At 64.9% G+C, this 19,316-nt stretch carries 20 protein-coding genes and 1 tRNA gene; 11 read left to right on the top strand and 10 right to left on the bottom strand.

Annotation, left to right across the window (positions count from 1 at the left end; genetic code table 11):
* Positions 1-126: 126 nt before the first annotated feature.
* The 5 genes from GM910_RS03320 to GM910_RS03300 all read right to left on the bottom strand — a co-directional run bounded on the left by GM910_RS03320 (position 127) and on the right by GM910_RS03300 (position 5,201).
* Entirely contained in the window at positions 127-1,143 is a 1,017-nt protein-coding gene (locus tag GM910_RS03320) for an esterase-like activity of phytase family protein (protein WP_425482646.1), read from the bottom strand.
* Between the two features lie 6 nt (positions 1,144-1,149).
* Positions 1,150-3,075, bottom strand: coding sequence for a cobaltochelatase subunit CobT (gene cobT / locus GM910_RS03315; RefSeq protein ID WP_159586092.1), 1,926 nt, complete (start codon positions 3,073-3,075; stop codon positions 1,150-1,152).
* Entirely contained in the window at positions 3,059-3,406 is a 348-nt protein-coding gene (locus GM910_RS03310) for a GFA family protein (RefSeq protein WP_159586091.1), read from the bottom strand. The genes cobT and GM910_RS03310 overlap by 17 nt, the downstream gene beginning before the upstream one ends.
* A 9-nt stretch (positions 3,407-3,415) precedes the next feature.
* The gene (gene cobS, locus GM910_RS03305; RefSeq protein WP_159586090.1) at positions 3,416-4,402 is read right to left on the bottom strand and encodes a cobaltochelatase subunit CobS; all 987 of its coding nucleotides are present in this window, start codon (positions 4,400-4,402) and stop codon (positions 3,416-3,418) included.
* A 178-nt stretch (positions 4,403-4,580) separates the two neighbouring features.
* Positions 4,581-5,201: a J domain-containing protein gene (locus GM910_RS03300; protein WP_159586089.1), complete on the bottom strand. Its 621-nt coding sequence runs from the start codon at positions 5,199-5,201 to the stop codon at positions 4,581-4,583.
* A 139-nt stretch (positions 5,202-5,340) separates the two neighbouring features.
* Here GM910_RS03300 and GM910_RS03295 point away from each other — a divergent pair, with 139 nt between their 5' ends.
* Positions 5,341-5,643, top strand: coding sequence for a BolA family protein (locus GM910_RS03295; protein ID WP_159586088.1), 303 nt, complete (start codon positions 5,341-5,343; stop codon positions 5,641-5,643).
* A 57-nt stretch (positions 5,644-5,700) separates the two neighbouring features.
* Here GM910_RS03295 and GM910_RS03290 read toward each other — a convergent pair whose 3' ends face one another.
* The 3 genes from GM910_RS03290 to GM910_RS03280 are packed head-to-tail and all read right to left on the bottom strand — an operon-like array spanning position 5,701 to position 8,716.
* Positions 5,701-6,993 (bottom strand): HlyC/CorC family transporter, encoded by a 1,293-nt coding sequence (locus GM910_RS03290; RefSeq protein WP_159586087.1) that lies wholly within the window; start codon positions 6,991-6,993, stop codon positions 5,701-5,703.
* Positions 6,990-8,117 (bottom strand): 3-dehydroquinate synthase, encoded by a 1,128-nt coding sequence (gene aroB / locus GM910_RS03285; RefSeq protein WP_159586086.1) that lies wholly within the window; start codon positions 8,115-8,117, stop codon positions 6,990-6,992. Before aroB ends, GM910_RS03290 begins: the two co-directional genes overlap by 4 nt.
* Positions 8,114-8,716 carry a shikimate kinase gene (locus GM910_RS03280; protein WP_159586085.1) on the bottom strand — a complete coding sequence of 201 codons (603 nt, stop codon included), beginning with the start codon at positions 8,714-8,716 and terminating at the stop codon, positions 8,114-8,116. The genes aroB and GM910_RS03280 overlap by 4 nt, the downstream gene beginning before the upstream one ends.
* 120 nt (positions 8,717-8,836) lie before the next feature.
* On the opposite strand from GM910_RS03280, the gene GM910_RS03275 reads away from it, so the two are divergent.
* The 5 genes from GM910_RS03275 (at position 8,837) to GM910_RS03255 (ending at position 12,596) form a co-directional block, all read left to right on the top strand.
* A complete protein-coding gene (locus tag GM910_RS03275; protein ID WP_159586084.1) occupies positions 8,837-8,983 on the top strand; it encodes a histidine kinase in 147 nt (48 codons plus the stop codon).
* Positions 8,984-8,990: 7 nt separating this feature from the next.
* Positions 8,991-9,917 (top strand): site-specific tyrosine recombinase XerD, encoded by a 927-nt coding sequence (locus GM910_RS03270; RefSeq protein ID WP_159586083.1) that lies wholly within the window; start codon positions 8,991-8,993, stop codon positions 9,915-9,917.
* 90 nt (positions 9,918-10,007) lie between these two features.
* A complete protein-coding gene (locus GM910_RS03265) occupies positions 10,008-10,958 on the top strand; it encodes an acetyl-CoA carboxylase carboxyltransferase subunit alpha (RefSeq protein ID WP_159586082.1) in 951 nt (316 codons plus the stop codon).
* A gap of 185 nt (positions 10,959-11,143) precedes the next feature.
* Positions 11,144-12,346, top strand: a complete 1,203-nt coding sequence (locus GM910_RS03260) for a L,D-transpeptidase family protein (RefSeq protein WP_159586081.1) — start codon at positions 11,144-11,146, stop codon at positions 12,344-12,346.
* Positions 12,347-12,350: 4 nt separating this feature from the next.
* Positions 12,351-12,596 carry a sulfurtransferase TusA family protein gene (locus GM910_RS03255; RefSeq protein ID WP_159586080.1) on the top strand — a complete coding sequence of 82 codons (246 nt, stop codon included), beginning with the start codon at positions 12,351-12,353 and terminating at the stop codon, positions 12,594-12,596.
* A gap of 89 nt (positions 12,597-12,685) precedes the next feature.
* Here GM910_RS03255 and GM910_RS03250 read toward each other — a convergent pair whose 3' ends face one another.
* A complete protein-coding gene (locus GM910_RS03250) occupies positions 12,686-13,732 on the bottom strand; it encodes a CobW family GTP-binding protein (RefSeq protein ID WP_159586079.1) in 1,047 nt (348 codons plus the stop codon).
* A 2-nt stretch (positions 13,733-13,734) separates the two neighbouring features.
* On the bottom strand, positions 13,735-14,862 hold the full coding sequence (locus tag GM910_RS03245; RefSeq protein WP_159586078.1) for a D-alanyl-D-alanine carboxypeptidase family protein: 1,128 nt from the start codon (positions 14,860-14,862) through the stop codon (positions 13,735-13,737).
* Positions 14,863-15,041: 179 nt separating this feature from the next.
* Here GM910_RS03245 and GM910_RS03240 point away from each other — a divergent pair, with 179 nt between their 5' ends.
* The 5 genes from GM910_RS03240 (at position 15,042) to GM910_RS03220 (ending at position 19,312) form a co-directional block, all read left to right on the top strand.
* Positions 15,042-16,205 (top strand): M20 aminoacylase family protein, encoded by a 1,164-nt coding sequence (locus GM910_RS03240; protein WP_159586077.1) that lies wholly within the window; start codon positions 15,042-15,044, stop codon positions 16,203-16,205.
* Between the two features lie 54 nt (positions 16,206-16,259).
* Positions 16,260-16,336 (top strand) — tRNA-Arg (locus tag GM910_RS03235).
* A 78-nt stretch (positions 16,337-16,414) separates the two neighbouring features.
* The gene (gene ligD / locus GM910_RS03230) at positions 16,415-17,368 is read left to right on the top strand and encodes a non-homologous end-joining DNA ligase (protein WP_246225837.1); all 954 of its coding nucleotides are present in this window, start codon (positions 16,415-16,417) and stop codon (positions 17,366-17,368) included.
* Positions 17,369-17,571: 203 nt separating this feature from the next.
* Complete coding sequence (locus tag GM910_RS03225) at positions 17,572-19,173, top strand: OpgD/OpgG family glucan biosynthesis protein (protein ID WP_159586076.1); 1,602 nt, start codon at positions 17,572-17,574, stop codon at positions 19,171-19,173.
* The gene (locus tag GM910_RS03220) at positions 19,157-19,312 is read left to right on the top strand and encodes a hypothetical protein (RefSeq protein WP_159586075.1); all 156 of its coding nucleotides are present in this window, start codon (positions 19,157-19,159) and stop codon (positions 19,310-19,312) included. Before GM910_RS03225 ends, GM910_RS03220 begins: the two co-directional genes overlap by 17 nt.
* The last annotated feature ends 4 nt before the right edge of the window (positions 19,313-19,316 follow it).

The raw sequence follows: 19,316 nt of genomic DNA, 5'->3' as shown, positions 1-19,316 counted from the left end.
GAGAATGTAGAATTGACATTGATCGCTGGTGGCGCGGCAGGGGCCGAAAGACAATAAATAGACCGTTCCAATTTCCCCTCGCACAAGCAGTGGAACCGCCGCTTATGCATGGCGCCGGATTCCCGCCTATTCCCCGTGCAGCCGGAATTCCAGATAGAGGTTGCGCTGCAGGATCGAGTGGTTGTCGTCGGACAGGAGCGAGACGATGAGGGCGCCGTCGGCGCCGCGGCGCCAGACGTCCAGCGCTTCCATGTTGTCGATCTGGTAGCTCATGTCGGCTTCAAGCAGCACCGGGCCGTCGGCCACGCTGCCGGGGCGGATGCTCGCGGCGGAAATACGCCGCAGGCGCATGGCGATGCCCGACGCCATGGAGAAGCGCCGCTCCAGGAGGAGTAGGTCGCCGTTGGGCAGGAAAGCGCCGTCGGTGATGTCATAGTTGTCGCTGCGGGCGACGGTGAAGACGCCTTTCAGCGGGCCTTCGAGGATAGCGGCGAAGACGTTGCCGCGCGTGTCGATGCTGCGCTCGGTTACGGCCACGCGGGCGCCGGCAAAGGCGCTGTCCTCGGGCGCATGGGCGACTGTCTCGAAGCCGCGGTTCGTGCGCAGTTCGTAGTCGGGAACGAGGAAATCCACCTCGCCGGTAGCCGCGCCCATGGCCTCGGGCATGAGGCGGAACTCGGCGATGCGGTGGTCGCGCTCGAAGCCGACGGTCACCCGGTCGCCTTCGACGGCGATGGCCTCGGCATCGGTGGTCCACTTCTCCCCGCTGACGTTGCCGTCGAGGTCCTGGATAGGCTCCATGGTGAAAGTGTCGATGCCCTCCGGGCGGCCTCCGGCATCGTGCGAGAGCGCACCGAAGAACCAGAGGCCGGTGTCGGCAACGCCGACGAACCGCCTGCCCGCATCCAGGAAGCGGAAGGAGGAGAGGCCGCCGAAGGCGCGGTTGCGCGACGTCATCTCCAGTCCGCCGATGAACTCCAGCGGCCCGAAACGGGCCTCGCTGGAGCCGATGCGGAATTCGGCGATGGGACGGGCTATGATCTCATAGGCTTGAGGTGCTTCCTCGGCCCATGTGCCGGAAGGGCAGAGGGTGGCAAAAGAAAAGAGAAGCGCGCAAAGCCCGGACGGAAAGCGTCGGCCCACGGAGCGTCAGCCCGCGCGCCGCAAGCGGCCGGCCTGGCCGCGGCGAAAGCTTTCTTCCTCGAAGAGGGAGGCGAGCTGCTCCGTCATGGCGCCGGCGAGCTCCTCCGCATCGACGATGGTGACGGCGCGGCGGTAGTAGCGCGTCACGTCGTGGCCGATGCCGATGGCGAGCAGTTCGACAGGCGAGCGCGTCTCGATGAGGTCGATGATCCCGCGCAGGTGGCGCTCCAGATAGTTGCCGGGATTGACGGACAGCGTGGAATCGTCGACCGGGGCGCCGTCGGAGATCATCATCAGGATCCGGCGCTGCTCGGGGCGGGCGATCAGGCGCTGATGCGCCCACAAAAGCGCCTCGCCGTCGATGTTCTCCTTCAGGAGCCCCTCGCGCATCATCAGGCCGAGATTGCGCCGGGCGCGGCGCCAGGGCGTGTCCGCACTCTTGTAGATGATGTGGCGCAGGTCGTTGAGGCGGCCGGGGTTGGCGGGCTTGCCCTCCTTCAGCCACTTCTCGCGTGCCTGGCCGCCCTTCCAAGCCCGCGTGGTGAACCCCAGGATCTCCACGCGCACACCGCAGCGCTCCAGCGTGCGGGCGAGGATGTCGGCGCAGGTGGCGGCGACCGAGATGGGCCGGCCGCGCATGGAGCCGGAATTGTCGAGCAAGAGCGTCACCACCGTGTCACGGAAATTGGTGTCGCGCTCCTGCTTGAAGGAGAGCGGTTGCATGGGATCGATGATGAGACGGGGGAGGCGGGCCGTGTCGAGCACACCTTCCTCCAGGTCGAAATCCCAGGAGCGGTTCTGCTGCGCCATCAGACGCCGTTGCAGACGGTTCGCCAGCCGTCCGACGACGCCCTGCAGGTTGGCAAGCTGCTTGTCGAGGAAGGCGCGCAGGCGGTCCAGTTCCTCCTCGTCGCACAGGTCCTCGGCGTTCACCACCTCATCGAACTCGGTCGTGTAGAGGCGGTAGTCGATCTCGCTCGCGGCCTGATCGAAGGGGCTTTCGGGGCGCCTTGCCTCGCCCGGCGTCTCCGTGTCCAGGTCGTCCTGCTCGGAAACGTCTTCCGCCGTGGTCGCGGCGGCGTCGCTCTCGCCCGCCTCGTTCTCATCGCTGGCGGCGTCGGCCTCGTCGGCCTGGCTACGGTCGCCTTCGGATTCGTCCTCGCCGCCTTCCTCGGAGGATTCCTCGCCCTTGGGCCGGTCGTTGTCCTCCTCGCTTTCTTCGCCCTGCTTGTCCTCCTCGAGATCCTCGCCCATGTCCATGGAGCCCAGAAGCTCGCGCACGGTACGGGCGAAGGCGTCCTGGTCCTCGATGTTGGGCAGGAGGGCGTTTAGGTCGGTACCTGCCTTCTCCTCCACCCAGTCGCGCCATAATTCGACGACCCGCTCCCCGCTCTTGGGCGCGGCGCGGCCCGTCAGTTTCTCGCGTACCATCAGCGCGATGGCTTCCTCGAGCGGCGCATCGGCCCTCTCGCGCACCTCGGCGAGGTTGGCGCGGGCGAACTTCTCCTCCAGCATGGCGGCGATGTTGTCGGACACGCCTTGCATGGAGCGGGCGCCGATAGCCTCCACGCGCGCTTGCTCCACGGCGTCGAAGATGGCACGCGCCTGCTGGCCCTGAGGCGCAAGGCGGTTGTGCAGGCGTACGTCATGGCAGGCGTGGCGCAGGGCCATGGAATCGCCGAGCCCGCGGGTGACGTGCAGCGCTTCGGGCGTCGGCTTCTTCGGCAGTTCGGGCAGGCGGACATGGTTGCCGGCGATGCCGGGCCTGTCCTTCGTGAAACCCACCTCCAACTCGTGATCGCCGGCGATCGCGCGCACGCAGGACGCCACCGCGCGCTTGAACGGGTCGAGCGGCGCCTCCTGGGGCTGGCCTGGCTTGCGGTTCGTTTGGCTCAAGGACGTATTCTCCGACCGCTCAGCGGGAGCGGCCATCCACCGGTTTGATGTCCAGGGCGTCGAGGTCGACGCCCTCAAGGCAGCGCACGTTGACAGCCGTCATCTTCGTGCCGTCGGGCATGGCGCTTCGGGCAAAGGACTCCATGCCACAGACCGAGCAGAAGAGGTGCTGGATCTTCTCGGTGTAGAAGCGGTACTCGGTCAGGCTGTCTTCACCTCTTTTAAGCTCGAAATTCTCGGCCGGCGTGAATGCGAGGATGCTGCCGCGCCGCGTGCAGTAGGAGCAGTTGCAGGTGATCGGGCCCGACAGGTCGACGTCGACGTGGAAGTGCACCGCGCCGCAATGGCATCCGCCTTCGTAGAGCATCTCCTCCTCCTAGCTCAGCACCACGTTGGCGGCCGATTCCGGCAGTTCCTCGCCGAAGGCGCGCTGATAGAACTCCGCCACGACGGCGCGCTCCAGCTCGTCGCACTTGTTGAGGAAGGTGAGCCGGAAGGCAAAGCCGACATTGCCGAAGATCTCCGCGTTCTCCGCCCACATGATGACCGTGCGCGGGCTCATGACGGTCGAAAGATCGCCGTTCATGAAGGCCGAGCGCGTCATGTCGGCCACGCGCACCATGCGGCCGACGATCTCGCGGCCCTTCTCGTTCTGGTAGTGCTTGGCCTTGGCCTGGACGATGGCCACCTCGTCGTCATGCGGCAGGTAGTTCAGCGTGGTGACGATGGACCAGCGATCCATCTGCGCCTGGTTGATCTGCTGCGTGCCGTGGTAGAGGCCGGTCGTGTCGCCGAGACCCACGGTGTTGGCCGTCGAGAACAGGCGGAAGGCCGGGTGCGGGCGGATGACGCGGCTTTGGTCGAGCAGCGTCAGGCGGCCGGAGGACTCCAGCACGCGCTGGATGACGAACATGACGTCCGGGCGTCCGGCGTCGTACTCGTCGAAGACCAGGGCGACATTGTGCTGATAGGCCCAGGGCAGGATGCCGTCGCGGAACTCGGTGACCTGCATCCCTTCCTTGACCACGATGGCGTCCTTGCCGACGAGGTCGATGCGGCTCACATGGCTGTCGAGGTTGATGCGCACGCAGGGCCAGTTGAGCCTTGCCGCCACCTGCTCGATGTGCGTCGACTTGCCGGTGCCGTGGTAGCCCGCCACCATGACGCGGCGGTTGTAGGCGAAGCCGGCCAGGATGGCGAGCGTCGTCTGCTTGTCGAACAGATAGTCGGGGTCGATGTCCGGCACGTGGGAATCCGCCACGGAATAGGCAGGCACCACCATGTCGGCATCGAAGCCGAATGTTTCCCTCACCGAGGCGGTCGTGTCGGGCAGGTTCGCGATATCGCGGTCGATCTTGTTCATCATACCTCCAGCGTGCAGCGGACCCCTGTCCGCGCCGCTTGTCGTTTAAACCGTGGCCTCTTAGACCAGTTTATCGTTTCGTGGAATCGATGAACTGGTCTAACTCTTTGTTTCGTCGCAATTCCGGACGGAAAACCGGTTTCCACTTTTCCTGGAATTGCTCTAGCAGAGACCGGGGTTAACAGAAACCCGCTTGCTTCAGGAGCCTGTAGGCCTGAAGGACGTCGCGCAGGCGGGCCTCGGAGCCCCGGTCACCGCCATTCGCATCGGGATGGTGGCGCTTTACCAGGGTTTTATAGCGTGCCTTGATGTCGGCGCCAGTCGCTTTGGCGTCCAGGCCCAGCGTTTCCAGCGCTTTGGCCTCAAGGGGCTTGAGGCGCCTTTCGACCGGCCTGCGCGCCTCGGCCTGCGCATCGCCGAACAGGTTGAAGGGGTCGCCCAGGCGCCGGTAATAGGCGGCGTGGCCGGAGCGGAAAGGGGCGAAATCGGGCGCCGCCTGGCCCTTGCCGACAGAGCCGACCTTCCAGGTGGGCCGATGGCCGGTCATCGCCTCCTTCTGGAACCGGGCGATCTCGCTGTCCTTGAGGCCGGAAAAATAATTGTAGCTCTTATTGTACTGCCGCACATGCTCGAAGCAGAAGCGGAAATACTCGCCCTCCTTGTGCCGGCCCACCGGCGCGCGGTGCAGGCCAGGCTGATCGCAGCCGTCCCACTGGCAGCGCGGCGCATGCACGTCGGCCTCCGCCTTGGTGTCGGGGCGGATGCGGATTTTCTCGAAATATTTCGAGTTCAGTTTCATACCTGACCTGAAGACAGCAAATCAGTACGGATTATGGCGGATGGCCACCACGAAACAAGAATTGACATTTCGCAGGGAATGGACCTACGCCAAAGACTCGCGCCGGGGGACACGCCCCATATGGTGTCAGGAGACCGTATTGTCCATACAATCCGCCATCGAAGCCAAGCTTACAAAAGCCTTTTCGCCCGAGCGCCTGGCCGTCGTCAACGAAAGCCACCTGCATGCCGGCCATCACCACACGGCGGGTGACCATGAGGAGACCTTCGATGGTTCGGGCGAGACGCATTTCCGTGTGCGCATCGTCAGCCAAGCCTTTACCGGCATGAGCCGGGTCGAGCGGCACCGGGCGGTGAACGACGTGTTGGCCGAGGAACTCGAGGGCGGCGTGCACGCGCTGGCCATCGAGCCGGCGGCACCGGGCGAGGCGACGCGGTGGTGATTTAACCGGCGTGCCAGTTCGCTCCATTCGGCCGGGATGACGATAGCTGGTTTGACATTATTCGCTTTTTCCCGCGGTCGTCTCCTCCACCGCCGGCCTGATCCTCAGCCGGGTGATGCGGTTCTTTTCCCGCTTCATGACGATGAAGCGCTTGCCGAAGAAGGTGAAGGCCTGCTTTTCTTCCGGAATGGTTTGAGTCTCGTGGATGACGAGGCCGGCGATGGTGGTGGCCTCCTCGTCCGGAAGGTTCCAGTCGAGCGCGCGGTTCAGGTCGCGGATGGGCACCGAGCCTTCCACGACGATGGAGCCGTCGGCCTCCTGCTTGACGCCCTGCATCTCCACGTCGTGCTCATCGGCGATGTCGCCGACGATCTCCTCGATGATGTCCTCGAGCGTCACCAGCCCTTCCACCTCACCATATTCGTCGACAACGATGGCGATGTGCGCCTTGCGGCGCAAGAAGGCATTGAGCTGGTCCTGCAGCGTCGTCGTGTCGGGCACGAACCACGGTTTCGAGGCGATCTTCATGACGTCGATCTTGCTGGCGTCGTTATCAGCGTCGTGGAGGGCGCGCAGGAGATCCTTGGTGTGCACCACACCGACGATGTTCTCCGTCGTGCCGTGCCAGAGCGGCAGGCGTGTGTAGGGGCTCTTCAGGATCTCATGCACCACGGTCTCCGGCGGGTCGTCGGCATTGATGGAGCGCATGTTGGTTCGGTGGATCATGACGTCGGAGACTTCCAGCTCGTGCAGGTCGAGCAGACCGCCGACGCGGTCGCGGTCCTGCTTCACCACCGCGCCCTCGCGGTGCAGCACCTCCACCGTGCCGCGCAGCTCCTCATGGGCCGACAGCGCGAAGGTGTCGCGCGAAAGATTGACGCCAAAGATGGATAGTATGACGCGCACGATGGCATTCACCGCCGACGACAGGGCGCCGAACAGGAGAACCGTCAGGCGTGCGAAGGGCGAGACGAAGAGGGCGAACTGCTCGGGCCTCGCCAGCGCCCAGGATTTCGGCAGGATCTCGGCGAAGATAACGAGCAACGCCGTCATGACAAGGGTGGCGTAGAGGACGCCCGCCTCTCCGAACAGGCTCAGGAACAGGCTGGTGGCGAGCGCGGAGGCGAAGATGTTGACGAGGTTGTTGCCGATGAGCAGGGCGCCCACCAGCCGATTGCGCCGCTCGATGAGCTTGCTGACCAAAGCGGCGCGTTTGTCGCCATTGCGCTCCAGTGTGTGCAGCCGGGCACGAGAGACGGCGGTCACGCCGGTCTCGGTGCCGGAAAAGAGGAAGGACAGAAAGATCAGCGCCAGAATGGCACCGCCGGTGATCAGCATCTCGGCCGTCATTTCGTTTGACACTCCCTCAGGAACGCGAGCACCTGCGATGCCGGCACGTCCTTGGCGATGAAGGACCGGCCGACACCGTGGGTAAGAATGAAGGTCAGCGCGCCGCGCGAGACCTTCTTGTCCTGCGCGATATAGGAAAGTAGCGCTTCCGCGCCAGGAAGGGCGCCGGAGATATGCTCCAGTCGCGTCGGCAGGCCGACTTCGCGCAAATGTGCTTCCACGCGGTCGGCGTCGTCGGGGCTGGCGAGATTCATGCGGGCGGAGAAGCGGTGCGCCAGCACCATGCCGATGGCCACGCCCTCGCCATGCACCAGGCGTGCGCTGTCGTAGCCGGTGGCTGCCTCGAGTGCATGGCCGAAGGTGTGGCCGAGATTGAGCAGCGCGCGCTCGCCGCTCTCGCGTTCGTCGCGCTCGACGATCTCGGCCTTGGCGCGGCAGGACCGGGCGATGGCCTCGGTACGCGCCGCGCTGCCGGAAAAGACATCGCGCCAGTTTGCCTCCAGCCAGGCGAAGAAATCCGGGCGGTCGATCAGCCCGTATTTCGCCACCTCGGCGTAGCCGGCACGGAGCTCGCGCCCGGGCAGCGTGTCGAGGGTGGCGGTGTCGGCGATCACCAGCCTGGGCTGGTGGAAGACGCCGACGAGATTTTTCCCGTGGCGTGTATTGATGCCGGTCTTGCCGCCGACCGAGGAATCCACCTGTGCCAGCAGGGAGGTCGGCACCTGCACGAAGTTCATGCCGCGGCGCACGATGCCGGCGGCGAAGCCTGCCAAGTCGCCCATTACGCCGCCGCCAAGCGCGATTACCACATCCCGCCGCTCCAGCCGGGCGCCGAGAATTCCGTCCACCGTCTCTTCAAGGGCGTCGAAGCTCTTGCTGCGCTCGCCGGGGGGAAGGGTGATGGCGGTGCTTTCGATGCCCGCCGCCCCCAGCCCTTCCTGCAGCGGCTCGAGGTGCAGGGTGGCGACATTCTCGTCCGTCACGATGGCCGCACGCGCGCCGGGCAGGCGGGCGGCAATCTCCGCGCCGGCGCGCGCGAGGAGGCCGGCGCCGATGAGGATTTCATAGGCGCGTTCGCCAAGGCCGACGGAAACGGTGACCGGTTCTTCGGTGCGCTGGTTCATGGTGCAGGTTTCCTCACCTCTCGCCCCTCCGCCAGGAAGCGGGCGAGGCTGGTCATGACTTCCGCGGCGATCACCTCTTTTGGCTCGTCGCGCGAGCGCACGGTGACGTCCGCCTCTTCATAGACCGGATAGCGAACTTCCATAAGGCGCTGCATGACCGCGCGCGGGTCGTCGGCCTGAAGAAGCGGCCGGTTCTGGCGCTTGGCCACCCGCTGCATCAGCGTGTCGAGGTCGGCCTTCAGCCACACGGAAACGCCGCGGCGGGCAACCGCCTGGCGCGTCGCAGCGTTCATGAAGGCACCGCCGCCGGTCGACAGCACCTGCGGCCCCTCCTTCAGGAGGCGCGCGATCACCCGGCGCTCCAGCGCGCGGAACTCCTCTTCACCGTAAGCGGCAAAGAGATCGGGGATCGTCATGCGCGAAACGTCCTCGATTTCGTGGTCGCTGTCGATGAAAGGCAAGCCCAGCGTCGCCGCCACCTTGCGCCCGATCACGGTCTTGCCGGCGCCCATCAGCCCGACGAAGACGACCGTGCGCCGCCCAAGCCGGTTGAGCAGGGCCGGGATGTTCGCCGCGTCTATCTTGTCGGTCGCCGTCATGCCGCAGGTTTCGACATCAAAAGACATATCGCGTCAAGCGTTTGCGATGCTGGCGGTGGCTTGCCTTGCCCGTCCGCGCGTTCCATAACCTTGAGGAATTAACGCCTCGACGGGAGCGACATGCCGACCCTTTTCCGGCTCTTGACGGTGATCGCCATCCTCGCCGGTCTCTTCTACGGCGCCATGTTCGCGCTCGCCACGCTGGTGGAGCCGAACAGGGTCGAGATGACCGTGGACGTGCCGGCGGAACGGCTTCTGACCGAGTGAGCGAACCATGGCGAGCGGTGCGAAGATCGAGGCATTCCTGGAGATGATGGCCGCCGAGCGCGGGGCGAGCGACAACACGCTCGCCTCCTACCGCCGCGACCTGGAGGACGCGGACGCTTTTCTGGAGGCGGCTGAGAGCGGGCTTGCGGGTGCCAGCCCGGCGGGGATCCGCGCCTATCTCGGCGACATGGCCGAGCGCGGCTTCGCGGCCACGACCCAGGCGCGCAAGCTCTCGGCGCTGCGCCAGTTCTTCAAGTTCCTCTATGCCGAAGGCCTGCGCGGCGACGACCCGACAGGCGTGCTCGACAGCCCGAAGAAGGGGCGGCCGCTGCCGAAGACGCTGAGCGAGGCGGAGACGGGGCTGATTCTGGAACGCGCCGCGCAAGAAGCGCGGGCAGCAGTCGAAGGTTCGCCCGAGCGTATCGCCGCGCAACGGCTGTCGACGCTTCTCGAGGTGCTCTACGCGTCGGGCCTGCGTGTCTCGGAGCTTGTCAGCCTGCCGGTCACGGTGGCGCTGCGCGACGAGCGCTTCTTCACCGTACGCGGCAAGGGCGGCAAGGAGCGCATCGTGCCGCTGTCGGGCAAGGCGCGGGCCGCGGTGGCGCTGTGGCTTACCGAGCGCGCCAGGCACCCGGCGCTGGCGGAAAGCCCCTGGCTCTTCCCCGCCGCCTCGGAGCGCGGCTATCTGCCCCGGCAGGTGTTCGCGCGCGAGCTCAAAGGCCTTGCCGCGCGCGCAGGCATCGCCAGCGCCAAGGTCTCGCCGCACGTGCTGCGCCACGCCTTCGCCAGCCATCTCCTGCAGAACGGGGCAGACTTGCGGGCGGTGCAGCAGCTTCTCGGCCATTCGGATATTTCGACGACGCAAATCTACACGCATGTGCTGGAAAAGCGGCTGCAAGAACTGGTACAAAAACACCATCCGCTTGCCGACTAGGCTTATGGTCGCTATGTGAGGCCATCAATCGCGGGCCTTTTATCCTTTCAGTGCCCTGAACCGCGTGTCTCGTGTCGATTTGGCGGGTTAATGTACAACTATCTCGATTTCGAAAAACCGGTCGCCGATCTTGAAGGCAAAATCCTCGAACTGAAGACGTTGAGTGAAAGCGGCGAGGCCGTCGACGTCGCCGAGGAGATCGCACGGCTGGAAAAGCGCTCGAAGGATGCCCTGCGCGAAATCTATAGGGCGCTGACGCCGTGGCAGAAGGCGCAGGTCGCCCGCCATCCCGACCGGCCGCACTGTATGGACTACGTGCGCGAGCTGTTCACCGATTTCACGCCGCTGGCCGGCGACCGCGCCTTCGGCGAGGACCAGGCGATCGTCACCGGCTTCGCCCGCTTCAAGGGCGAGGCGATCGCCCTCATCGGCCAGGAAAAGGGCAACGATACGCAAAGCCGGCTCAAGCACAATTTCGGCATGGCGAGGCCCGAAGGCTACCGCAAGGCAGTGCGTGTGATGGATTTGGCCGACCGTTTCGGCATCCCCGTCATCACCTTGGTGGATACGGCCGGCGCCTATCCGGGCATCGGTGCCGAGGAGCGGGGGCAGGCCGAGGCCATCGCCCGTTCCACCTCCAAATGTCTCGGCCTCCAGGTGCCGAACCTCTCCGTCATCATCGGCGAGGGCGGCTCGGGCGGGGCCATCGCCATAGCCACCGCCAACCAGGTCTACATGCTGGAGCATTCCATCTATTCGGTGATCTCGCCGGAAGGTGCGGCGTCGATCCTGTGGCACGATTCCACGCGTGCCAAGGACGCGGCGACGAATATGAAGATCACCGCCCAGGACCTGCTGCAGCTCAAGATCATCGACGGCATCGTGCCCGAACCCGTGGGCGGCGCGCACCGGGCACCGGATGCGGTGATCGCGGCGGCCGGGGAGACTATCGAGAAGGGCTTCAAGGAACTCGCCGAGGGCGGCTCCGACTATCGCGAGCACCGCAGGGAAAAGTTCCTCGCCATCGGCCGCAACCTGTAATCGTCGTACCGTTATGCCGCGGGACTGCCATAATCTTGCCTTGCCAGCGACTTCAATGGTAGGCGATAAACATCAATTCGCACGTTACCGGTAATGATTTGTCAAGCCTAACGGGTCTTTAGTTGTGGGGTAAAAGCCCGCTCCTGCCGCCTGGAGGGGGATTGGCAGTCAAATAGAGACGTTGCATGAAGAGCCGCATCGCACGCGCTGCCCTGCTGACCGTCGGCCTCGCGCTCGCGGGATGCAGCGGCGAATCGCTGGAAGACATCGCGCCCAAAGCCGAGCGCCAGCTCCCGGCCGCCATCGTTCAGACCATGAAAGCGAAGGGGATCAGCAAGGGCGCCCCGATCATGATGCGCATCTTTAAAGAGGAAGGTGTGCTTGAGGTCTGGAAGCAGAAGCAGAGCGGCCGCTACGACCTCGTCACCAGCTACGACATCTGCAAATGGTCGGGCAAGCTTGGGCCGAAATACACCGAGGGCGACCGGCAGGCGCCGGAGGGCTTCTACGGGGTGCGCCCGCAGCAGATGAATCCGCGGTCGAGCTATCACCTGTCCTTCAACATCGGCTTTCCCAATATCTACGACCGCGCCAACGGCCGTACAGGGCAGCACCTGATGGTGCACGGCGCCTGCTCGTCCGCCGGCTGCTATTCGATGACCGACGAGCAGGTGGAAGAGATCTATGCCTTCGCGCGCGATGCTTTTCGCGGCGGCCAGCAGGCCTTCCAACTCCAGGCCTTTCCCTTCCGTATGACGCCGGAGAATATGGCGCGTTACCGCAATGATCCGAATTATCCGTACTGGACCATGCTGAAGGAAGGCTACGACCACTTCGAGATCACCAAGCAGCCGCCGCGGGTGGATGTGTGCGAGAGGCGCTATGTCTTCAACCGCATCCCGGCGGAGGGCGAGAGCTTTGTGGCGACGGAGGCTTGTCCGCCCTCCACGCAGCCCGATAGCCTGATGGCCGCCTACAAGAAATACAAGGCACAGCAGGACGTCGCCTTCGCCGAAGCGGTGAAAAAGAAGAAGAAGCCCGAGCCGAACCCTTCGATCCTCGGGCACGAGGAAGCGCTTCTGGTGGCTGATTGGACCCGGCGGCGGGCGAGGGGCGAAAAGGTCTCGCCCGAGCCGCCGTCGCTGGCGTCGATAAATGTCGCCGCGAGTGAGAAACCGGAAAACGACGCCCCGGCACCCGTATCCGCCTTTGCTTCCGCCTCCACCGGTGCACGGGAAGCACAGACCGAGGCAGGCGTACCGCCGCTGACCACCGGCTCGCTGCCCGCGCCGACACCGAACCCGAAGGGTGCGCCCGCGCCGGCTCGGCAGGCGGAATCTTCGCCGCAGTCGCGCATGAGCCGCTTTTTGAACATCTTCAGCAATTGACGCCATGAGTCTCGTACGCGGTACGGCCGAGATTTACGATCTCAAGGGGCTCAACTGCCCCCTGCCGGTCCTGAAGGCGCGCAAGCGGCTTGCCGGCATGCAGCCGGGCGCATGCCTTTGGCTGGAGACGACGGATCCGTTGGCGGCGATCGATATCCCCGCCTTCTGCGCCGAGCAGAAGCACCGCCTCGTGGAAACGCAGGCCGTGCCGGGCGGCCATCGCTTCCTCATCGAGCGCGGCGCCAGCTAGCGCATCGGCCCGGAAATCGGAGCCGATTTTCGGAAAGCACGATGTGTAGATCCAATAATCTACAGCGTCCTTTGTGCCTCCGTTCGACTTCAGGCGTGGAAGCCGGGGATCGCCAGGGGATTGTCCTCCAAGGCTGTGCGGTCGGGCGTGTCGACCGCCGCTTGGCCCGCGAAGGCTGCGAAGATGCGGCGGACATAGTCCGTATCCAGCGCATGTCCGATAACGACAATGCGCGTGCCACGCCCGCCGTCGGGCCAGCGGGGGAGCCTTTCCGGCGCGTGCAGAAGCCTTTGCGCGCCCTGAACGAGGAGCGGGCGCGAAGGCTCCTCTACCGTCTCCACCAGCCCCTTGATGCGCAGGATGTGCTCGCCCTGCTGCGTGGCGAGCAGATCGAGGAAATTCTCGACCGCCGCCTGCGGCAGGGGGCGGTCGTGGGTGAGCGACACGGACTGGAAGCGCTCTTCGCGGTGCCCGTGGTGATCGTGCGCGTGGTCATGGTCGCGGTGCGCGACGGGCGGCGGTGCCATGCGGGGCCCTGCGTCTCGCTCGAACATGGCCGCCGAGCCCGCCTCGGGCGCGCGGGCGTCGAGGATCTCTGCGTTCGGGTTGAGTGCGGCCATGCGACGGATGAGCGCCTGCCGATCCTCCTCTGGCGCAAGATCGCCCTTGGCGAGGATCAGGCGGTCGGCCACGACGACCTGGCTCAGCGCTTCTTCATGGGCGTCGAGCGTGGCCGCGCCGTTCACCGCGTCGACCACCGTCACCACGCTCTCGATGCTATAGATCCGCGACAGCTCGGGATGGGCCATGACCGCCTGCAGCACGGGCACGGGATTGGCAAGACCGGTAGTCTCCACCACCACGCGGCGCAGCTTTTGCGCGCGCCCGGCAAGCGCTGCCAGCGTGTCGACCAGCGCTCCGCGCACCGTGCAGCACAGACAGCCGTCGCCAAGCTCGATGACGCCGTCGGAGGCCTGCTCGACGAGCAGGTGGTCGATGGAAACCTCACCAAACTCGTTGATGATCACGGCGGTGTCGGCGAGTGCGGGGTCCTTCAGCAGCCTGTTGATGAGCGTCGTCTTGCCGGCGCCGAGGAAGCCGGTGACGATGTCGAGGGCTATCGGCTCGCTTCCCATGCTCAGTCGCCCTGGTCCACAACAGCCGCCTGCGGCGGATAGGCGGGACGCGGGGTCGGTATCGGCACATTGGCGTAGCGGGGTGTCTTCGATTCCGGCCCATCGGCGCCGCCGAGGCCGATGGCGACAAGCCGGGGCTCATGCGTCATTTCCCGTACATAGGGCGAATTGACGACGAGGCGGCCTTCGTCGTCCCGCATTTTCACGCGCTTTGCCACCGCCTCCTGCGAGCAGATCTCAGGCCGCATATCGGTGGCCGTATTGCTGTCGGGCGAGGATGGGCGCAGGCTCGCCAGCGCCGGCGCGGCAAAGCCTCGTGCCTTGAAGCCCTGCGCCAGGAGCTCCGCCGCCTTCTCCGCCCGCTCCACCTGCGACTGCGCACCCAGCACGACGGCGGCGAGCGTGCGCCGGCCCCGCGTGGCCGTGGCGACAAGGTTGAAGCCGGAGGCGCAGACGTAGCCCGTCTTCATGCCGTCGGCGCCCTCGAAGCGGCCGATCAGGAAGTTGTAGTTGCGCATGACCTTCTTGCCGTCGCGCAAGCCCTCGATGGAGAAGTAGGCCGCGTACTGCGGAAACTCGGTGCGGATAGCCCGCACCAGCAGGGCTAGGTCGCGTGCCGTCGTGTATTGCTGCGTGGAATGCAGCCCGTGGGCGTTGACGAAATGCGTCCCCGTCATGCCCAGGCGCTGTGCCTCCGCGTTCATGCGGGCGGCGAAAGCACTTTCCGAACCGCCGACGTTCTCGGCGATTGCCGTGGCCACGTCGTTGGCCGACTTGACCATGATGATCTTCAGTGCGTTGTCGAGGGTGAGTACCGAGCCCGGCGGATAGCCCATCTTGCTGGGCGGCTCCTTGGCGGCGCTCTGCGTCATGCGCACGGGCGAATCGAACTGCATTTCGCCGGCCTCGACAGCGCGGAAGGCCACATAGGCCGTCATCAGCTTGGTAAGCGAGGCCGGATACCAACGCTTGAAGGCGTCTTCCGCGGCCAGCACGCGCCCGCTATCCACATCCATGAGAACATGGGGCCCGGCAAGGGCCGCCGCGCCCGGCAGCGACAGCAAAATTGCCGCTGCCGCAGTGAGCGCTCTGCCGCTCCGCCAAAACCGAATTGCGTATCCCGATTTCATGTATTGCCTGTGTGCTGCCGATATCCGTAAGATGGCCGGGTCAAAAGCCTGCCCTGCCCACCCCTTTCAAGCTCGCGGCCGCTGCCATATCTAGCGCATATGTCGCCACGATGGCAAAGGGCGGGTCAGCTGCATTGTCCCGCAGCCGGCGGGATCCAGCAAGCGAAGGAACACACTTTATGCCCATCGTGAATCGTTCAGCCGAACTTCATGACGAGATCACGGCGTGGCGCCGCGAATTGCACAGAAAACCGGAAATTCTGTTCGACGTCCACGAAACGGCGTCCTTCGTGCGCGCGAAGCTGGAAGCTTTCGGCTGCGACGAGGTGGTCACAGGCCTCGGACGGACCGGCGTGGTGGGGATCATCCGCGGCAGTCGCGGCGCCGGACCGACGATCGGCCTGCGCGCCGATATGGACGCGCTGCCGATCGAGGAGGAGACCGGCGCCCCTTATCGCTCGACGGTGCCGGGCCGGATGCATGCCTGCGGCCATGACGGGCACACCTCCATGCTCCTCGGTGCGGCCAAGTATCTCGCCGAGACGCGTAATTTCGCGGGCACCGTGGCTGTCATCTTCCAGCCGGCCGAAGAGGGCGGGGGCGGTGGCCGCGAGATGGTGAAAGACGGCATGATGGAGCGCTTCGGGATTGAACGCGTGTTCGGCATGCACAACCTGCCCGGCCTGCCGGTGGGGCACTTCGCCATCCGCTCCGGCCCCATTATGGCGGCGACGGCGGAATTCGTCATCGAGGTGCAGGGCAAGGGTGGGCACGCGGCGATGCCGCACAAGACGGTGGATTCCATCGTCGTCGCCGGGCAGATGATCGGCGCGCTGCAGACGATCGCCGCGCGCTCCGCTGATCCGCTGGAATCGGTCGTCGTTTCGGTGACCAAGATCCACGGCGGCGATTCCCACAACATCATCCCCGACAGGGTGCGGATGGAAGGCACGGTGCGCACCTTGAAGAAGGAGATGAACGCGCTCGCCGAAGAGCGCCTGCGCGCCCTGTGCACGGGCATTGCCGGGGCGCACGGGGCCAGCGTCACGGTGGCCTATCAGTCGAATTACCCGGTCACCTTCAACCACGCCGAGGAGACGGAATTCGCGGTGCAAGTGGCGCGCGAGGTGGCGGGCGACAGCAACGTGGACACCGGCATTGCGCCCCTGATGGGCGGTGAGGATTTTTCCTACATGCTGGAAGCGCGCCCCGGCGCCTTCATCTTCGTCGGCAACGGCGACGGCGCCTATCTGCACAACCCGCGCTACGACTTCAACGACGAGGCCATACCGTACGGCGTGAGCTACTGGGTGCGGCTGGCGGAAACGGCACTGCCGGGCTAATTCCATTTCGGCTTGGCGAAGCCGCCGCGACGCGTTATGAGTGTGCCCGTTTCCGGTCCCGTAGCTCAGCAGGATAGAGCATCAGATTCCTAATCTGAGGGTCGCTGGTTCGAATCCAGCCGGGATCGCCAACAAAATTCGGTCCGTTCCGGACACATGGGTTACACTTCATTTTGGACACAACGCTTTTGCCCCGAAGGGGTTTTGAAGTGATCGAGAAGGCCACCAATCGGGCGGCGAACGGCGAACGGTCCGTGATCGCCGGAATCCGTCTCAGCCACCCCGAAAGGATCCTGTTCAAGGAACAGGGCGTCACGAAGCGCGATCTCGCCGCCTATATGGAGCGGGCATCGGGGCACATGTTGCCTTACCTCAAGGGCAGGCTCCTCAGCTTGGTGCGCTGCCCTCAGGGCAAGGCAAGGCAGTGTTTCTTCCAACGTCATGGCAGCGCCGGCATGCCGCAGCAGTTCCACCGCCTCGACGTGCATCAGAAGAAGGGCGGCGAAAGAGAGTATCTTTACATCAGGGACGCGGCCGGGCTCGTCGCGGCCGCCCAGATCGGCGTCCTTGAGCTCCACGTCTGGGGTTCGCGGGTGGACGATATCGAGCGGCCGGACAGGCTCGTTTTCGACCTCGATCCGGACCCCACGGTCAATTTCGAGAAGGTCAAGGAAGCGGCGGTGCACATGCGCGACATCCTTGAGACGCATGGCCTTTCGAGCTTTCCCCTACTCACCGGCGGCAAGGGCATTCACGTCGTGTGCCCGCTCGTGCGCCGCTATCGATGGCCAACGATAAAAGCTTTCGCCAAGGCGCTGGCCGTGCGCATGGCCGAAGATGATCCGGGGCGTTATGTCGCAACCATGAGTAAGGCAAAGCGCAAGGGACGCATCTTCATCGACTATTTCCGCAACGAGCGCGGCGCTTCGGCGATCGCACCTTTTTCGCCGCGTGCCAGAAAAGGAGCCCCGCTCGCCTGGCCCGTCGACTGGGACGAACTGGGATCGATCGACGCCGCAGACGTGTTCCGCCTCGGTGAGGCCGATCCGCAGGCGGTTTCCGCCTGGAGGAGCTATGGCGACCGGCAAGGGCTCAAGGCGGCCACCTTGCGCGCACTCGAGGTGCGGGCGGAAGAGGTGCTGAGGCCGAATTTCGACCCCTAACCCCAGACGACATTCGTTTTCGAGCGCCTGTCCCGGGCGGTCCAATCATGGCGGAGATTAGGCGGCTATTCATATTCTATGACAGAACGTCTCTGAATTTTATGAAGTCTGCCTCAACCTTTTCCAACTCATCGCATTCAAAGGGTTTCCCGGAGCGCCTATCGCAGCTTCCGCGCACTTCCCATTAACCAAGCAGGATGTTCATGCAGCGTCGTTCATTCATCGTTTCCGGTGCCCGTTTTCTGTTGGGCGCTTCGGCGGCTCTCAGCAGTTCAGCCGTCTTTGCCCAGGAGCAGACGGCGGCGCCGCGCGCAGGAGACGGAGCAGCCGACGAGAGCGCCGCCTTTTCGTTCGAGCAACTCAGCGCGGCCATGAAGCAGCGCGCCGGCGAGAGCTACGAGCCGCCGGAGAGCACGCTGCCCGACGTCATCACGGAGCTCACCTACGATCAGCACCGCGCCATCCGTTTCCGCCCGGAAGAGGCGCTGTGGCGCGGCGAGGCGCCGTTCGAGTTCCAGGCGTTCCATCCCGGCTGGCTCTTCAAGCAGCCGGTGAGGATCCACGTGGTCGAGAACGGCCGCGCCTCGCCGATCCATATCGACAGCAGCATGTTCGAGTACCGCAAGCCGCTGAATGCGAAAGATTTCGCCGGCCTCGAACTGCCGGGTGTCGCCGGTTACCGGCTGCACTATCCGCTCAACGATCCGCAGGTGATGGACGAACTGGTTGCCTTCCTCGGCGCCAGCTATTTCCGTGCGCTCGGTCGCGGCAACGTCTACGGGCTCTCGGCGCGCGGCCTTGCCGTCAACACGGCGACGAGCGAGGGTGAGGAGTTTCCCCGCTTCACCGATTTCTGGATCGAGAAGCCGACCCGCGAGAGCGCCGACGTCTCGGTCTACGCCGCGCTCGACAGCGAGAGCGTGACCGGCGCCTATGCCTTCAAGATCACCCCCGGGCAGAACACCGTGATGGAGGTGACGGCGCGGCTTTACATCCGCAGCGACGTAAAGCGCCTGGGTATTGCCCCCATGACCTCCATGTTCCTCTTCGCCGAGAACAACAGGAGTGCCTTCGACGATTTTCGCGGCCAGGTGCACGACAGCGACGGGCTGAAGATCGTCCGCGCCAGCGGCGAGGAATTGTGGCGGAACCTCAACAACCCGCACGAGCTGGCGAACTCGTTCTTTTCGGAGACGAGCCCGAAGGCCTTTGGCCTGTTCCAGCGCGACCGCCTATTCGATCACTACCAGGACGCCGGCGCCGGCTACGAGCGCCGGCCTTCGCTGCTGGTCGAACCCATGGGCGACTGGGGCAAAGGCACGATCAACCTTGTCGAGTTGCCGACGGAGCTGGAGATCAACGACAACATCGTCGCCTTCTGGATCCCGGAAGGCGATGTGAAGGCGGGCCAGGAGTTCGAGTTCCGCTACCGCCTCACATGGGGTGCCATCGAGGAGCCGAGCGATGCGCTGGCGCGGGTCTCCGCCCTCAGGACGGGAATCGGCGGCGTATCGGGTGTCGAGAACTCGCAGACGCTGCGCAAGTTCGTGGTCGATTTCGAGGGCGAGGCGTTGCGGAACCTTTCTGCCGATGAAGACGTTGAAGCGAGCATTTCCGTCAGCCGTGCAGAGGTTGTCCATACCACAGTGTCGCGGATCGACGCCAACGGTGCGTGGCGCATGGTGATCGATCTGGAGCCGGACGGCGATGCGCCCGTGGAATTGAGCGCTTCGCTGCACCTCGGCGAGCGCAAGTTGTCGGAAACGTGGGTGTATCAGTGGAGAGAAAATGATGGGCGTTCCTGAGGGAAAAAGCCGCGTGCGTCACCTTGTCGAGGAAAGCGGCCTGCCAGCCGCCCCGATGGCGATGCCGGAGCAGACACTCGTTCGACAGCGCCGCGGCCTGCTCCTGCGGCCGCTGATGCAGTGGTTTGCGCTGCGCTAAGCCG

The organism is Chelativorans xinjiangensis, from assembly GCF_009812055.1.
GTDB lineage: Bacteria > Pseudomonadota > Alphaproteobacteria > Rhizobiales > Rhizobiaceae > Chelativorans > Chelativorans xinjiangense.
The sequence above is the reverse complement of the archived record's forward strand: the minus strand, read 5'-3'. Positions and strand labels throughout refer to the sequence as shown.

Bases quoted from the DNA above. Each gene is read 5' to 3' on its own strand.
- GM910_RS03250 (WP_159586079.1), bottom strand. From the start codon at position 13,732: ATGGGAAGCGAGCCGATAGCCCTCGACATCGTCACCGGCTTCCTCGGC.
- GM910_RS03300 (WP_159586089.1), bottom strand. From the start codon at position 5,201: ATGAAACTGAACTCGAAATATTTCGAGAAAATCCGCATCCGCCCCGAC.
- GM910_RS03245 (WP_159586078.1), bottom strand. From the start codon at position 14,862: ATGAAATCGGGATACGCAATTCGGTTTTGGCGGAGCGGCAGAGCGCTC.
- GM910_RS03220 (WP_159586075.1), top strand. From the start codon at position 19,157: ATGATGGGCGTTCCTGAGGGAAAAAGCCGCGTGCGTCACCTTGTCGAG.
- aroB (WP_159586086.1), bottom strand. From the start codon at position 8,117: ATGAACCAGCGCACCGAAGAACCGGTCACCGTTTCCGTCGGCCTTGGC.
- GM910_RS03260 (WP_159586081.1), top strand. From the start codon at position 11,144: ATGAAGAGCCGCATCGCACGCGCTGCCCTGCTGACCGTCGGCCTCGCG.
- GM910_RS03270 (WP_159586083.1), top strand. From the start codon at position 8,991: ATGGCGAGCGGTGCGAAGATCGAGGCATTCCTGGAGATGATGGCCGCC.
- GM910_RS03290 (WP_159586087.1), bottom strand. From the start codon at position 6,993: ATGACGGCCGAGATGCTGATCACCGGCGGTGCCATTCTGGCGCTGATC.
- GM910_RS03310 (WP_159586091.1), bottom strand. From the start codon at position 3,406: ATGCTCTACGAAGGCGGATGCCATTGCGGCGCGGTGCACTTCCACGTC.
- GM910_RS03240 (WP_159586077.1), top strand. From the start codon at position 15,042: ATGCCCATCGTGAATCGTTCAGCCGAACTTCATGACGAGATCACGGCG.
- cobT (WP_159586092.1), bottom strand. From the start codon at position 3,075: ATGGCCGCTCCCGCTGAGCGGTCGGAGAATACGTCCTTGAGCCAAACG.
- GM910_RS03255 (WP_159586080.1), top strand. From the start codon at position 12,351: ATGAGTCTCGTACGCGGTACGGCCGAGATTTACGATCTCAAGGGGCTC.
- GM910_RS03225 (WP_159586076.1), top strand. From the start codon at position 17,572: ATGCAGCGTCGTTCATTCATCGTTTCCGGTGCCCGTTTTCTGTTGGGC.
- GM910_RS03275 (WP_159586084.1), top strand. From the start codon at position 8,837: ATGCCGACCCTTTTCCGGCTCTTGACGGTGATCGCCATCCTCGCCGGT.
- cobS (WP_159586090.1), bottom strand. From the start codon at position 4,402: ATGAACAAGATCGACCGCGATATCGCGAACCTGCCCGACACGACCGCC.
- GM910_RS03265 (WP_159586082.1), top strand. From the start codon at position 10,008: ATGTACAACTATCTCGATTTCGAAAAACCGGTCGCCGATCTTGAAGGC.
- GM910_RS03280 (WP_159586085.1), bottom strand. From the start codon at position 8,716: ATGACGGCGACCGACAAGATAGACGCGGCGAACATCCCGGCCCTGCTC.